Genomic DNA, 14,474 nt, shown 5'->3' with positions numbered 1-14,474 from the left:
GAATCGCTTATCGCCGCCCATTGATGCGGCGATAGAGAGTATTGCGGCTGATCCCNAGACGGCGGGCAGCTTCGGACAGATTGCCGCCGCTGGCCACGAGCATCCGCTCGATCAGAGAATCCGATGCCGCCCGCAATGTCGCCGTCCCGATCTCGCCCCCCACGGGAGCAACCGAGGGACAGCGCAGATCCTCGACGAAATCTTCGGGCAGATGGTCCCAGCCGACCGCATCCTCCCCGGGATCGAGCAGAGCGCAGGCGAAACGCAGCACGTTGGCCAGTTCACGCAGATTGCCGGGCCAACGGTAGGTGGCAAAAGCATCGGCGACATCGGGAGCAAGCGTCAGCCCGGCATTCGGGGCGAAGGTGTCGAGCATCCGGGCAACCAGGACTAAAAAATCGCTCCTCTCGCGCAGAGGAGGAAGGACCAGGGTGAGTCCGTTCAGCCTGTAATAGAGGTCGGCGCGGAACCGTCCGGCCTCGACTTCCGTCTTTAGCGGCCGGTGGCTGGCCGCGATCAGAGCGAAATCGACCGAAGTCGGCTTGCCTCCGCCCAACGGCACCACCTGACGTTCCTGCAACACCCGCAACAAACGGGTTTGCAACGTCAACGGCATGTCGCCGATTTCGTCCAGGAACAGGGTGCCGCCATGCGCCTCGCGAATCCGTCCGGGCGAACCGTCCCTCCGGGCGCCGGTAAATGCGCCGGGCGCATAGCCGAACAATTCGGCCTCGATCATATGTTCGGGCAAGGCGCTGCAATTGACCGCGACGATAGGCTGGCTGCGGCGCGGCCCGGCGGCATGGATAGCGGCGGCGAACATCTCCTTGCCGACGCCGGATTCACCCTGCAACAGAAGCGGAATCGGCTTTCCGGCCACTTTGCGGGCGCGATCGACGGCCCGCGCCATCCGCTCGTCGCCGGTATCGAGTTCAGACAAGGCGTCGCGGACCGGCTGAAACGGCGCGGGACGATTGGGACGCGGCACCGCCCCCCGCCCCGGCTCGATTCGCACGAACAGGCTTCGTCCATCGGCCCCGACCGCCGATACCATCCCGCCCGGTCGGCGGCGTCCATGGTCCTGGATGGCGGCGAGGCGCAGGGACAGCGCCTCTTCGATCCGTACCCGGCCGATATCGCCCACATCCAGCCCAAGCAAGGCCAGACCGGCCCGATTGGCCCCGACGATCTGCCCCGTCTCCGACAACGCGACCAGCCCTTCGGCCAGAGTCCCCAATCCCTCGGCACGGGAATGCAGGTGCAGGCGCAACGCGCCGTCGTGACGGGCCTCGAACAACTGATTCTCAATCATATGCCCGGCAGTGCGGACCAGAGCGACGGAATGCGGGTGGTGGCCGCTATGGTGAGCGGAAATGTCGAGGATGCCGAGCACATCTCCTCCCGGCCCGACCACCGGCACGGCGGTACAGGAAAGAAAGCGATTCTGCTCGAAGAAATGCTCGCCGCCATGAACCACCACCGGAGCGGATTCGGCCAGGGCAGTCCCGATCGCGTTGGTGCCGCGATGGTCCTCGTGCCACGACGCCCCCGCCCGCAACGCCACCCTGTCGGCGCGTTCCAGGAAATCGGCATCGCCCAGAGCTTCGATCACCACCCCGTTATCGTCGGCCAGGATCACCATACTGCCTGCGCCCTGAGTCTGAGCGTACAGATAATCCATCACCGGACGAGCACGCAGCACCAGATCGCGCCGTCGTTCGAGCGCGAGGGCGAGGCACGATTCAGAAACAGGGTCGGCCCCTGCGTGACGGGAGAAGGGTTGCAATCCGGCCCCCAGACAGCGCTGCCAGGATTGGGCGACGGTGGGATTGATCATCCCGGCGGGTGGAAGCGTGCCGCTATCAAGCATATGCCGAGCGTGATGCAACGCGGAGTCCGGCTGGCTCCTGAGGTTATCCATGACGTGTCTCCTCCGTGGGGCATCCTGCCTGATGGCGGCACCCTCTCTATTGCCTCCAGTGTCATCGCGGGACACGCCTCAACGCAAGAAAAAGATCGACGGTCCATTCCCTTGTTCCATTTTGCCACACTGTCCCGGAACGGCACAGGTCACCGCCGCGCGGAGACCCATTAATATCGTTTTATTTCAATAAGATAATAAATTGGCACGCCACATGCTTTGTATCCTCCCGCGACCGCCCCAAGCGGAACGCCAAACAACCAAGGGAGGATCTCGATGCTTTACCCCGCGCCCGGTGCGCCCGGTGCTCCTGTCGAGTTCAAATCGCGCTATGACAATTTCATCGGTGGCGCCTGGACGCCTCCGGTCAAAGGACTCTATTTCGACAACGTTACCCCGATCACCGGCAAGGTGTTCTGTCAGGCGGCACGGTCAAGCGAAGAAGACGTCGCATTGGCGCTCGACGCCGCCCACGCCGCCGCCGAGAGCTGGGGCCGCACCAGCGCCACCGACCGTTCGAATCTGCTGCTGCGGATCGCCGACCGGATGGAAGCCAATCTGGAAAAGCTGGCCTATGCCGAAACGGTCGATAACGGCAAGCCGATCCGCGAGACCCTGGCCGCCGACATTCCTCTGGCAATCGATCATTTCCGCTATTTCGCCGCCTGCATCCGTGCCCAGGAAGGCAGTCTGTCCGAACTGGACGAAACCACCATCGCCTATCACTTCAACGAGCCGCTGGGAGTCGTCGGTCAGATCATCCCGTGGAACTTCCCGATCCTGATGGCGACGTGGAAGCTGGCCCCGGCTCTGGCCGCCGGGAATTGCGTGGTTCTGAAACCCGCCGAGCAGACCCCGATCGGCATCCTGGTACTGATCGAACTGATCGCCGACCTGCTGCCGCCCGGAATCGTCAACATCGTCAATGGCTTTGGGTTGGAAGCGGGCAAGCCGCTGGCGTCGAGCAACCGGATCGCCAAGATCGCCTTTACCGGCGAGACCACCACCGGCCGGCTGATCATGCAATATGCTAGTCAGAACCTGATCCCGGTGACGCTGGAACTGGGGGGCAAGTCTCCCAACGTCTTTTTCGACGACATCGCCGCCGCCGACGACGAGTTCCTCGACAAGGCGATCGAAGGGTTCGTGATGTTCGCCCTGAACCAGGGCGAGATCTGCACCTGCCCCTCCCGCGCCCTGATCCAGGAAACGCTTTACGACCGCTTCATGGAACGCGCCCTCGCCCGCGTTGCCAAGATCCGACAGGGCAGCCCGCTCGATACCGAGACGATGATCGGCGCGCAGGCTTCGACCGAGCAGATGGACAAGATCCTGTCTTATCTCGATATCGGCCGCGCCGAAGGTGCCGAGGTGCTGGCCGGGGGAAGCCGGGCGGCCTTGGGCGGCGACCTGACCAACGGCTACTACATCCAGCCGACCGTGTTCAAAGGCCACAACCGGATGCGGATCTTCCAGGAAGAGATCTTCGGTCCTGTCGTCGCCGTGACCACGTTCAAGGACGAGGCCGACGCCCTGCACCTCGCCAACGACACCCTCTACGGACTGGGATCGGGACTGTGGACCCGTGACGGCAACCGCGCCTTCCGCTTCGGTCGCGGCATCAAGGCCGGGCGGGTGTGGACCAACTGCTATCACCTCTACCCGGCCCACGCCGCCTTTGGCGGTTACAAGCAATCGGGAATCGGCCGCGAGAACCATCACATGATGCTGGATCACTATCAGCAGACCAAAAACCTGCTGGTCAGCTACAGCCCCAAGGCCCTGGGCTTCTTCTAATCGTCACCTTCCCCTTCGCTACGGACAAGATTGGAGCACCCCATGACCGAGACCACGTTCTTCATCCCCTCGCTCAACATGATGGGCGCCGGTTGCCTTTCCAACGCCGTCGCCAATGTGCGCCGCTATGGCTTCGAACGGGCGCTGATCGTCACCGATTCGGTTCTGCACAGCCTGGGAGTCGCCGACAAACTGGGGGCGATGCTGGCTGCGGAAGGCGTGTTCAGCGCCATCTTCCCCGGTGCACAGCCCAATCCCACCGTCGGCAATGTCGAAACCGGGCTGGCGCTGCTGAAACAGGAAAAGTGCGATTGCGTGATCTCGCTGGGTGGCGGGTCGTCGCACGATTGCGCCAAGGGCATCGCCCTGACCGCCACCAACGGCGGCAGCATCCGCGATTACGAGGGGGTCGATAAATCGGCCACGCCGCAATTGCCGCTGATCGCGATCAACACCACGGCGGGCACCGCCAGCGAAATGACCCGCTTTTGCATCATCACCGACGAAAAACGATTGGTGAAGATGGCGATTGTCGATCGCAACGTCACCCCGCTCCTGTCGGTCAACGACCCGGAGTTGATGCTGGGCAAGCCGCCGATGTTGACCGCCGCCACCGGGATGGACGCCCTGACCCATGCGGTCGAAGCTTATGTCTCGGTCGCCGCCACCCCGATCACCGATGCCTGCGCCCTGAAGGCGGTGTCGATCATCGCGGGGAACCTGCGCACCGCTGTCGCCGAGGGGAACAATCTGGCGGCACGCGAAGCGATGGCCTATGCCGGCTTCATGGCCGGAATGGCGTTCAACAACGCCTCCCTGGGCTTTGTCCACGCCATGGCGCATCAACTGGGCGGCTTCTACGACCTGCCGCACGGAGTCTGCAACGCGGTGCTGTTGCCCCACGTCGAAGAGTTCAACGCCGACATCGCCGCCGCCCGGCTCAAGGACGTCGCCCACGCCCTGGGAGTCGATACCCTGGGCATGTCGGATCGTCAGGGTGCCGATGCCTGTATCGCCGCGATCCGGCGGTTATCGAACGATATCGGCATTCCGTCCGGTTTGACCCAACTGGGCGTCAAGGATACGGACATTCCGACCCTGGCCGCCAACGCACTGAAGGACGCCTGCGGCCTGACCAACCCGCGCCGGGCCAGTCAGGCGGAAATCGAATCAATCTTCCGCGCCGCCGCATAACATCAACGGCTATCTTTGCATCGGCGGCTCAATGAAGGATTGAGCCGCCGTATTTCTCCCCTGCCTCAACGCGCTTGGCCGCCGCCCCGGAGCCGCTTTCCCTTGGCTCCGGGGCGGGTGTCCGAGGCTTGACTCGGCCGATCCTCCAGGGATACGGTATTTGGTATTACGGTTCCCCAGATCATCAAAATCTGGGGCTAAGAGGGAAACCGGTGCGTCGCCCTGGCGACCAGTCCGGTGCTGCCCCCGCAACTGTCAGCGGAGAGCCGCCGTCCACCCGCGTCACTGATGCCCTTGGGGTATCGGGAAGACAGGACGGAAGCCTTGACCCGCAAGCCAGGAGACCTGCCGTAACACGATGAAACGTCCACGGGCGGGGTGTCCCGGCGGGCCGCTTGCGGAGTCCTGCCCTCCGCCAGAGGCACCCTTCCCCGTCCTTGTCAGATACCGGAAAGGCACGCCCCTGCATGACCCGCAAGATTCCTGCCACTGTCATCACCGGCTTTCTTGGTGCAGGAAAGTCCACCCTGGTCCGCCATCTTCTCGAAAACAACCGGGGCCAGCGCCTGGCTCTGATCGTCAATGAATTCGGCGATGTCGGTATCGACGGCGATATGCTGACCACCTGCGACATCGAAGGATGCGGCAAGGACGACATTATCGAACTGGCCAACGGCTGCCTGTGCTGTACCGTCGCCGACGAGTTCTTGCCGGTAATGCAAGCGCTGATCGAACGCGATCTGCCGCCCGATCACATCCTGATCGAAACGTCTGGTCTGGCTCTGCCCAAACCGCTGGTCAAAGCGTTCCACTGGCCCGAAATCCGCTCGCGCGTTACCGTCAACGGCGTCGTCGCCGTGGTGGACGCCGAGGCGACAGCGGCGGGACGCTTCACCAGCACTCCCGAACAGATGGCCCGCCCCGACCATGACAACCCACTGGAAGAGGTGTTCGACGACCAGTTGCTGTGCGCCGACATGGTGCTCCTCAACAAAACGGATCTGGTCGATGACATCGCCCTGGAAAAGGCGCGCCGCCGCATCGAGAGCAAGCTGCGCCCCGGTGTCAAGGTGATCCCCACCCGCCACAGCATCGTCGATCCTGTTGTGGTCGTAGGGTTGGACGCCGCCGCCGAGGACGATCTCGACACCCGCCCCAGCCTGCATGACAGCGCAACCGACCACAGCCATGACGATTTCGAAAGTTTTGCCGTCGATCTGCCCGAAATCGCCGACCCCGACGCCCTGATTAAGCGTATTTCATCCGCCATCGCCACCCATGATATCCTGCGGCTCAAGGGCTTTCTTGCCGTTCAGGATAAACCTGCCCGTGCCGTGGTTCAGGCGGTGGGGGCCAGGATCGACCGCTGGTTCGACCGTCCGTGGCGCCCCGGCGAAGCCCATGCCGGGCAGGTTGTGGTCATCGGAGGCAAGGGACTCGACCGGGCTGCGATCGCCGCCGCGATCCGCGGATAACCCGCGACGATCAGAGGGGGGGACAGTCACCGCATAAAACGCACTGCTGGAGAAAATTGCGGGATGGCAGGAGAAAAGCGATGAACGGTGCAGCGCACCGATCGAGATTTTCGACGAACCAGACCACGATCTTCTCCGCAGCCCGAAGGGACACGATTATGTGCTGAATGTCTCCCCCCCTAGCCGTGCTATACGGTTGATCGGATAGCGGAGAAAACGGCAATGACGGATCAGGAACACGAGGCGACCGGGATCAAACGTCTTGCCCTTCTGGGATTCGGCTGGATCTTTTTCGGTCTCGGCGTACTGGGGGTTTTCCTGCCGGTGCTGCCGACCACTCCGTTCATGCTGCTGGCACTGTGGTGCTTCGCCCGTTCGTCGCGCCGCTTCCATCACTGGCTGTTCAATCACCGTGTTTTCGGGCCACCGCTCCAACGCTGGGAACGGCACAAGATAATCCCCCTGTCGGCGAAGATCGTCGCGGTCAGCGCGATGAGCATCAGCATGATCTATGTCAGTTTCTTCACGCAGGCCCCACCGATCGCCGTGGCGTCGATGGGGGTCGTCTGCCTGATCGGGGCGGGCTACATTCTGTCGCGACCGCACCGGCTTCCTGACGGCACCCGCCCATAGATTCTTCGAGCCTATCCCTGCAACTCGAACCGTCCGGCGTATTGGGCCAACGCTTCGGGATTGGCCAGAGCCTCGCGATTCTCGACCGGGCGGTCGTGAACAACATCGCGCACCGCCAGTTCGACAATCTTACCCGAGCGGGTGCGCGGAATGTCGCCGACCTGGATCACTTTGGCGGGAACATGACGCGGCGTGGTGTTGTCACGGATACGAGCCTTGATTCGTTCGGTCAGGGATGGCTCCAGGCTTAACCCGTCGCGCAGACGGACAAACAGCACAACCCGCACATCGTTATGCCAATCCTGGCCGATCACCAAGGCCTCAACCACTTCGGGGATCGTCTCGACCTGCCGATAAATCTCTGCGGTTCCGATCCGAACGCCGCCAGGATTAAGGGTCGCGTCGGAGCGCCCATGCACGACGATTCCGTCGCTCTCGGTCAGTTCAACCCAATCGCCATGGGTCCACACCCCTGGAAAGCGGGTGAAATAGGCGGCACGGAACCGCTTACCGCCCGGATCGTTCCAAAACCCCAGCGGCATCGAGGGAAAAGCGCGCGTACAGACCAGTTCTCCGGTTCGCCCCCGCACTGGCGTTCCCGCGGGATCGAACACTTCGACCCGCATCCCAAGACCGCGAGTCTGGATTTCCCCGCGCCGAACCGGGCCTGTCGGATCTCCCAGCATGAAGCACGAAACGATATCCGTCCCGCCCGAGATCGACGACAGGCAAACGTCCGGCTTGATCGCGTCATAGACGTAATCGAAGCTTTCGGGAGCCAGAACCGATCCGGTCGAGGCAATCGTGCGCAACGCCGCCAGGGCGTAAATCTCGACCGGCCGCAGCCCCGCCTTGGCAATCGAATCAATCCATTTGGCTGAAGTCCCGAAGAACGTCGCGGCTTCGGCCTCGGCATAATCGAACAAGATCGCGCCGTCCTTCAGCATCGGCGCTCCGTCATACAGCAGCAGGGTTGCCCCTGCCGCCAGACCGGAAGCCAGCCAATTCCACATCATCCAACCGCAGGTGGTGAAATAGAACAGCCGGTCGCCGGGGTGAACGTCGCCATGCAACCGATGTTCCTTCAGATGCTGGATCAGCGTCCCCCCCGCTCCATGCAAGATGCATTTGGGCGCTCCGGTCGTCCCGGACGAAAACATCACCATCAGCGGATGATCGAACGGCAGACGGAGGAACGTGGGACGATCCTCATCATGCGGGGCAAGGAAATCGGCCAGCAAGACGGCACCGGGAAGACCGGCCAGATCCGGCGTCTCCTCCAGATAGGGCACCACGACCAGTCGTCCAGCGCTGGGCAGACCGGCCAGGATGTCACGCAGCTTGGGCCGGATGTCGTGCGCCTTGCCGTTGTACCAATAGCCATCGACCGAAATCAGCAACTTGGGTTCGATCTGACCGAAACGGTCCAGCACCCCGGCTACGCCAAAATCAGGCGAGGCCGACGACCACACCGCGCCGATACTGGCTGCCGCCAGCATCGCAGCGATGCTCTCCGGCAGGTTAGGCATCAACCCGGCAACGCGGTCGCCAACACCGATTCCCATCGCACGCATCGCCGCCGCCAACCGGGCGACCAGGCGGTTCAGGTCGCGCCAGGACAAGCGACGCTTGACCTTATCCTCGCCCCAGAAGACCAGAGCATCGCCTTCGTCATCGCGACGCAGGCAGTTTTCGGCATAATTAAGCCGTGCCTGAGGGAACCAGCGCGCTCCCGGCATCTGATCGGGATCGGTCACGATCACCTCGCCGGGACCATCACCGACAATATCGCCGTCAGCCCAGACCTCGCGCCAGAAAGCGGCGGACTCGTCCACTGACCATCGCCACAACGACGCCATGCCGTCGAGGCGAAGGTCATGGGTACGGTTGACCCGTTCGATGAAGGAAGTGACCAGAGCCGCCGCCTTGCGGTCTGGAGAAGGCTGCCAAAGCACATCCGACATGGCGTTCGTTCCCTGTTGGCGTCGAGGAGATCAGGCGGTTTGCAGTTCTTCGATCTGCAATTCCTCGATCATCATCTTGCGCATCACAAACTTCTGGATTTTGCCCGTCGCGGTCATCGGGAACGCCTCGACAAAGCGAATTACCTTAGGAATTTTGTAATGGGCGATCTCACCGACGCAGAACGAGATCAGATCCGCCTCGGTCATATCCTCGTCGTCCTTCAGCACGACCCAGGCGCACAATTGCTCGCCATACTGCCGATCTGGAATGCCAAACACCTGGATGTCGCGGATTTTCGGGTGACGATAAAGGAACTCCTCGACCTCACGCGGATAGATGTTCTCGCCGCCGCGGATCACCATGTCCTTGATCCGCCCGACGATGTTGCAATAGCCTTCCGCATCGATCACCGCCAGATCGCCGGTATGCATCCACCGACCGCTGTCGATCGCCTGACGAGTCAGATCCTCCTCGCCCCAATAGCCCCGCATCACTGAATAGCCTCGTGCCAGAAGCTCGCCCGAAACGCCGCGCGGCACGATCCGCCCCTGCGGATCGACGACCTTCGCCTCGACATGAGGATGGATACGCCCGACGGTCGAAACCCGGCGATCGACCGAATCATCGACCGCGCATTGAAAGCTGACCGGACTGGTCTCGGTCATTCCATACGCGATGGTGATCTGAGGCATGTGCAGCCGATCCATCACCTGACGCATCACCTCGATCGGGCACGGCGAGCCGGCCATGATGCCGGTGCGCAGCGAAGACACATCGTAACGGTTGAAATCCGGATGGTTCAATAAGGCGACGAACATCGTCGGCACGCCGTAAAGCGAAGTACAACGCTCTTGCTGGACCGTCTGAAGAACCCGCTCGGCGTCGAATCCCTCGCCCGGAATCACCATGCAGGCACCATGTGTAATCGCACCAAGATTGCCCATCACCATCCCGAAGCAATGATAGAACGGCACTGGGATACACATCCGGTCAACCTCAGTGACACGAATTCCCTCGGCGACGAAATATCCGTTATTGAGGATATTATGATGGGTCAGGGTCGCGCCCTTGGGCCGCCCGGTGGTACCGCTGGTGAATTGTATGTTGATCGGATCGTCGAATTGCAGGGTCCGGCCGATTTCGATAAGCCGGGTGCGGTGAGTTTCGTCGGCCAAGCCCGGAATTTCGGCGAAGTTGAGCATTCCGGGGGTCTTCTCCTCCCCCATTCGAATCACCACGCGCAGTTCAGGGAGCCGAACCGAACGCAACGCCCCCGGACGACAGGTCTCCAACTCGGGAGCCAGGGTCCGCATCATCCCGATATAGTCGCTTTGTTTGAAAACAGGAGACAGGATCAGCGCGGCGCACCCCACCTTATTGACCGCGAATTCCAGTTCGTGCAGGCGATAAGCCGGGTTGATGTTGACCAGGATCAGCCCGGCCTTGGCCGTAGCGAACTGGGTCACCACCCACTCAACATTGTTTTGTGACCAGATGCCGATACGGTCGCCAGGCTTCAGCCCCAGCGCGATCAGACCGGCGGCAAAAGCATCGCTCTCCCGCCGCAGCCGGTCATAGCTCCAACGCACGTCTTGGTGAACGACCACCAGGGCTTCGCGATCGGGAAACCGGGCCGCAGTTCGATCGAGTTGCGCCCCGATCGTGTCGGAAAGCAGCGCGGTTTCATTGGCTCCGTGGACGTAACTAAGAGTGTTTTCTTCCATGTCCGCCTCCCAAAGCGTTGATTTCGGTTTTCAGGCAGGGTTGATCCCCGCTCTGAACGTCACTCGTCGTTAACTCAGCAGCGCCCGCCCGGCCCTGGACGCAACATCGCGTCCAAGCTGGGCGCTAATCCAGGCTCCGGTTTCGGCGACGCTCCGAAGATCGATTCCGGTCTCGATGCCCAACCCGTCCAGCAGGTACAAAACGTCTTCGGTCGCCACGTTGCCGGTAGCCCCAGCAGCGAAGGGACATCCGCCCAGACCGGCGACCGAGCAGTCGAACGCGGCGATCCCCTCGTCCAAGCTGGTCAGGACGTTGGCGACACCCTGGCCATACGTATCGTGGAAATGCATCGCGATCCGCTCGCGCGGGATACGCCGAGCGACCGCCTCAAGCAGGCGGCGAACACCATCGGCGGTGCCAATCCCGATCGTATCGCCCAACGAGACCTCATCGCAGCCGAGATCAAGCAGACGCTCGGCCATCTCCGCCACCGTTTCGGGCGCGACCGCGCCGTCGTAAGGGCAGCCAAGGACACAGGAAACATAGCCACGCAGCCGCACGCGGTGGTTTGCGGCTTCCCCGGCGACCGGAGCGAGACGGACAAGACTTTCCGCCATCGAGCAGGCGATATTGCGTTGGCTAAAGCCTTCCGAAGCCGAGATGAACAACGCCGCTTCGGTCACCCCCGCATCCAGCGCCGCCGCCAGTCCCTGAAGGTTGGGAACCAGAGCCGGATAAGCGGTGCCGGGCCGTCGTTTCAAACGGCGATAGAGTTCGGCTGACCCGGCCATCTGCGGCACCCGACGGGCTGACACAAACGATCCGGCCTCGACGACCGGCAGCCCGGCGGCAGCCAGACGCTCGACCAGCGCCAGCTTGGTTTCGACCGGGATCGGAACCGGCTCGTTCTGAAGTCCGTCACGCGGACCGACCTCGATCAGCCGGACACGAGCGGGGCGGGCCATCTCAAGCCACCTCCGCCTCAAACGCGACCAGGGAATCCCCCTCGTCAACCAGCGCGCCGACAGCGAAATGAAGGTCAGAAACGGTTCCGTTGGCGGGAGCTTTCAGGGTGTGCTCCATCTTCATCGCCTCCATCACCACCAAGGGCTGCCCCTGAACCACCTTGGCTCCCGCCTCGACCAGAACCGCGACGACAGTTCCGGGCATCGGCGCGACCACCCCGGTTTCCGGTTCCTCGGGTTCGTCCGACGGCAAAGGATCGACCACGACAAGCCGATGCGCCCCGCCATCCAGGAACAGGGATAATTCCGCACCGCGACGGACATATCCGGCATGGCGGCGCACCGGCCCGATTTCAGCCGACAGACGGCCGTCGGCGGTCAGGCTGCCCCGAGCCTCGACCGGGCCACCGGGCAGCATCAGTTCATAGCCCCATGGCCGATAGATCAGCGGCACCGAGATGTCGGTCTCGCCATGGCGCAGATGCAGGTTGTCATGAGCGTCGTCATTCAGTCTCCAGCCATCGCATAACGCCCATGGGCTGTGAGGATCGCTGGACGCCGCCGCCTCGCGCCCGGCCACTGCCCGGCGTTCCAACAATAGCCCCAGGCACACCAGCGCCAACACGTCGTCGGACACCGGCCGCACGGACGGCAGCAGTTGAGCGCGGTGACGTTCGATGAAGCCCGTGTCGAGATCGGCTTCGGCAAAGGCCGGGTGCGCGGCAATCGAAGCCAGGAAGGCAATGTTGGTCGTCAGACCCGCGACTTCGGTCGCGGCCAGGGCAGAGCGCAGACGGCGGACGGCTCCGGCGCGGTCCTCGTCCCAGACGATCAGTTTGGCAATCATCGGATCGTAATGGACCGATATGCGGTCACCCTGACGCACCCCGCTATCGACGCGCAGATGCGGACCCGTCACTGGAAAGCGAAGATGATCGAGGCGACCCGTGGCGGGCATGAACCCGGCATCGGGATCTTCGGCATACAGCCTGACCTCGATGGCATGCCCCCGGATCGCCAGATCGTCCTGCCCGAGCGGCAGGGCTTGCCCCGCCGCCACCCGCAACTGCCACTCGACCAGATCGAGTCCGGTGATGAACTCGGTCACCGGATGTTCGACTTGAAGACGGGTGTTCATCTCCATGAAATAAAAGCTTCCGTCCGGTTCCAGCAGAAACTCGACGGTACCCGCACCGCGATAGCCGATCGCCCGAGCGGCGGCAATGGCGGCATCGCCCATTCGGCGGCGCAGATCGGGGGCCATCCCCGGCGCGGGCGCTTCTTCAACCACTTTCTGATGACGACGCTGAATCGAACAATCGCGTTCGAACAAAGATACTGCATTATCAAAGCCATCGGCGAAGACCTGGATCTCGACATGGCGCGGCCGGGCCAGATATTTCTCGATCAGCACCCGGTCGTCGCCGAACGACCCGGCAGCCTCACGCTTCGCCGCGGCAAGGTCGGCGGCGAAGGCGTCGGGCGTCTCGACCACCCGCATTCCCTTACCGCCTCCGCCCGCCGACGCCTTGATCAACACCGGATAGCCGATTTTATCGGCGGCAGCGGCCAATACCGCCGCGTCCTGATCCATGCCGTGATAGCCGGGAACCAACGGCACCCCGGCTCGCTCCATCAACGCCTTGGCTTCGCTTTTGCCGCCCATTGCCCGGATCGCGGCGACGGGGGGGCCGATAAAGATCAGCCCTGCGGCGGCGCATGCCTCGGCGAAATCGGCGTTTTCGGACAAAAAGCCGTATCCCGGATGAATCGCCTCGGCCCCGCTGCGCCGCGCCACGTCAATCAGCGTGTCGGCACGCAGGTAGGACTCCCGGCTGGGGGCCGGGCCGATGGCCCAAGCTTCGTCGGCCAGCGCGACATGAGCCGATCCGGCATCGGCGTCGGAATGAACCGCGACAGTGGCGATTCCCATCCGCTGGGCGGTGCGAATCACCCGGCAGGCGATTTCGCCGCGATTGGCGATCAGGATTTTCGAAAACATGGGATCAGCCTCCCCAAACCGGCGGGCGTTTTTCCAAAAAGGCGGCGACACCTTCGCGTCCTTCCACCCCGGCACGCTGCTCGGCAATACGACGGGTCGTGTCGGCGATCAGCGCCCCGGTCAAAGGACGGTCGGCGACGGCGAAAATCAGATCCTTGGCGGCGGCCTGAGCCTGCGGTGCCCCGACCAGCAAGCTGGCCAACATCTCATCCACCGCGATATCAAGGTCGTCAGCGGCGACGATGCGATGGAGTAGGCCGAGACGCAGCGCTTCGGCGGCAACGAAGCGTTCGGCGGTCAGAAACCAGCGCCGCGCCGCCCGCGCTCCGATTGCGGCAACCACATAAGGCGAGATCACCGCCGGAATCAGGCCCAACCGGACTTCGGACAGGCAGAAGACAGCGCTTTCGGCGGCGATGGCGATGTCGCAACAGGCCACCAGCCCAACACCGCCTCCAAAGGCTGCACCCTGGACACGGGCAATCGTTGGCTTTGGCAAACTATTCAGAACCCGCATCAGTTCGGCCAGCCGCTCGGCATCGGCAAGATTCTGGGCCGGAGCATAGGTTGCCGTCCGCCGCATCCAGTCCAGATCGGCCCCCGCCGAAAAGCTGGTACCATCGGCGGCCAGCACCACGGCGCGCACCGTCTGGTCTTCACCCAACACGGACAGTGCGGCCGTCAGGTCGGCGATCATCCCTTCGTTGAAGGCGTTGTGAACCTGGGCGCGGGCAAGGGTGACGAACGCCACCCCGTCGCCCCGCCGCGTAACGCGAATCGATTGGTCGGTCATCGTC

Annotated in this window: 10 protein-coding genes and 1 riboswitch; of the genes, 4 read left to right on the top strand and 6 right to left on the bottom strand. The window is 62.9% G+C overall.

All coding sequences use genetic code 11. The features are described from left to right. Positions 1-7 precede the first annotated feature (7 nt). Complete coding sequence (locus PHAMO_RS07905) at positions 8-1,642, bottom strand: sigma-54-dependent Fis family transcriptional regulator (RefSeq protein ID WP_456085331.1); 1,635 nt, start codon at positions 1,640-1,642, stop codon at positions 8-10. Between the two features lie 555 nt (positions 1,643-2,197). Between PHAMO_RS07905 and adh the strand changes: the two genes are divergently transcribed. The 4 genes from adh (at position 2,198) to PHAMO_RS07885 (ending at position 7,020) form a co-directional block, all read left to right on the top strand. Further along, on the top strand, positions 2,198-3,718 hold the full coding sequence (adh, locus tag PHAMO_RS07900; protein WP_002728165.1) for an aldehyde dehydrogenase: 1,521 nt from the start codon (positions 2,198-2,200) through the stop codon (positions 3,716-3,718). Positions 3,719-3,760: 42 nt separating this feature from the next. Beyond that, positions 3,761-4,912: an L-threonine dehydrogenase gene (gene yiaY, locus PHAMO_RS07895; RefSeq protein ID WP_002728163.1), complete on the top strand. Its 1,152-nt coding sequence runs from the start codon at positions 3,761-3,763 to the stop codon at positions 4,910-4,912. A 152-nt stretch (positions 4,913-5,064) separates the two neighbouring features. Next, a riboswitch (cobalamin riboswitch) is annotated at positions 5,065-5,279 on the top strand. Between the two features lie 100 nt (positions 5,280-5,379). Beyond that, positions 5,380-6,387: a cobalamin biosynthesis protein CobW gene (gene cobW, locus PHAMO_RS07890; RefSeq protein ID WP_002728162.1), complete on the top strand. Its 1,008-nt coding sequence runs from the start codon at positions 5,380-5,382 to the stop codon at positions 6,385-6,387. Positions 6,388-6,609: 222 nt separating this feature from the next. Further along, entirely contained in the window at positions 6,610-7,020 is a 411-nt protein-coding gene (locus tag PHAMO_RS07885; protein WP_002728160.1) for a YbaN family protein, read from the top strand. Between the two features lie 11 nt (positions 7,021-7,031). Here the strand turns inward: PHAMO_RS07885 and PHAMO_RS07880 are convergent, their stop codons facing one another. From PHAMO_RS07880 to PHAMO_RS07860, 5 genes are all read right to left on the bottom strand, one after another. Continuing rightward, positions 7,032-8,984, bottom strand: coding sequence for an acetoacetate--CoA ligase (locus PHAMO_RS07880; RefSeq protein ID WP_002728157.1), 1,953 nt, complete (start codon positions 8,982-8,984; stop codon positions 7,032-7,034). Positions 8,985-9,014: 30 nt separating this feature from the next. Beyond that, the gene (locus PHAMO_RS07875; RefSeq protein WP_002728155.1) at positions 9,015-10,709 is read right to left on the bottom strand and encodes an AMP-binding protein; all 1,695 of its coding nucleotides are present in this window, start codon (positions 10,707-10,709) and stop codon (positions 9,015-9,017) included. Positions 10,710-10,778: 69 nt separating this feature from the next. After that, complete coding sequence (locus PHAMO_RS07870) at positions 10,779-11,675, bottom strand: hydroxymethylglutaryl-CoA lyase (protein WP_002728153.1); 897 nt, start codon at positions 11,673-11,675, stop codon at positions 10,779-10,781. 1 nt (position 11,676) lies between these two features. Next, a complete protein-coding gene (locus PHAMO_RS07865) occupies positions 11,677-13,677 on the bottom strand; it encodes an acetyl/propionyl/methylcrotonyl-CoA carboxylase subunit alpha (RefSeq protein ID WP_002728152.1) in 2,001 nt (666 codons plus the stop codon). Positions 13,678-13,681: 4 nt separating this feature from the next. Next, positions 13,682-14,470, bottom strand: coding sequence for an enoyl-CoA hydratase/isomerase family protein (locus PHAMO_RS07860; protein WP_002728150.1), 789 nt, complete (start codon positions 14,468-14,470; stop codon positions 13,682-13,684). Between the last annotated feature and the right edge of the window lie 4 nt (positions 14,471-14,474).

The organism is Magnetospirillum molischianum DSM 120, from assembly GCF_000294655.1.
GTDB classification, from domain to species: Bacteria; Pseudomonadota; Alphaproteobacteria; order Rhodospirillales; family Magnetospirillaceae; genus Phaeospirillum; species Phaeospirillum molischianum.
The sequence above is the reverse complement of the archived record's forward strand: the minus strand, read 5'-3'. Positions and strand labels throughout refer to the sequence as shown.

Coding starts and splice junctions, on each gene's coding strand:
- adh (WP_002728165.1), top strand. CDS start 2,198: ATGCTTTACCCCGCGCCCGGTGCGCCCGGTGCTCCTGTCGAGTTCAAA.
- yiaY (WP_002728163.1), top strand. CDS start 3,761: ATGACCGAGACCACGTTCTTCATCCCCTCGCTCAACATGATGGGCGCC.
- cobW (WP_002728162.1), top strand. CDS start 5,380: ATGACCCGCAAGATTCCTGCCACTGTCATCACCGGCTTTCTTGGTGCA.
- PHAMO_RS07885 (WP_002728160.1), top strand. CDS start 6,610: ATGACGGATCAGGAACACGAGGCGACCGGGATCAAACGTCTTGCCCTT.
- PHAMO_RS07880 (WP_002728157.1), bottom strand. CDS start 8,984: ATGTCGGATGTGCTTTGGCAGCCTTCTCCAGACCGCAAGGCGGCGGCT.
- PHAMO_RS07875 (WP_002728155.1), bottom strand. CDS start 10,709: ATGGAAGAAAACACTCTTAGTTACGTCCACGGAGCCAATGAAACCGCG.
- PHAMO_RS07870 (WP_002728153.1), bottom strand. CDS start 11,675: ATGGCCCGCCCCGCTCGTGTCCGGCTGATCGAGGTCGGTCCGCGTGAC.
- PHAMO_RS07865 (WP_002728152.1), bottom strand. CDS start 13,677: ATGTTTTCGAAAATCCTGATCGCCAATCGCGGCGAAATCGCCTGCCGG.
- PHAMO_RS07860 (WP_002728150.1), bottom strand. CDS start 14,470: ATGACCGACCAATCGATTCGCGTTACGCGGCGGGGCGACGGGGTGGCG.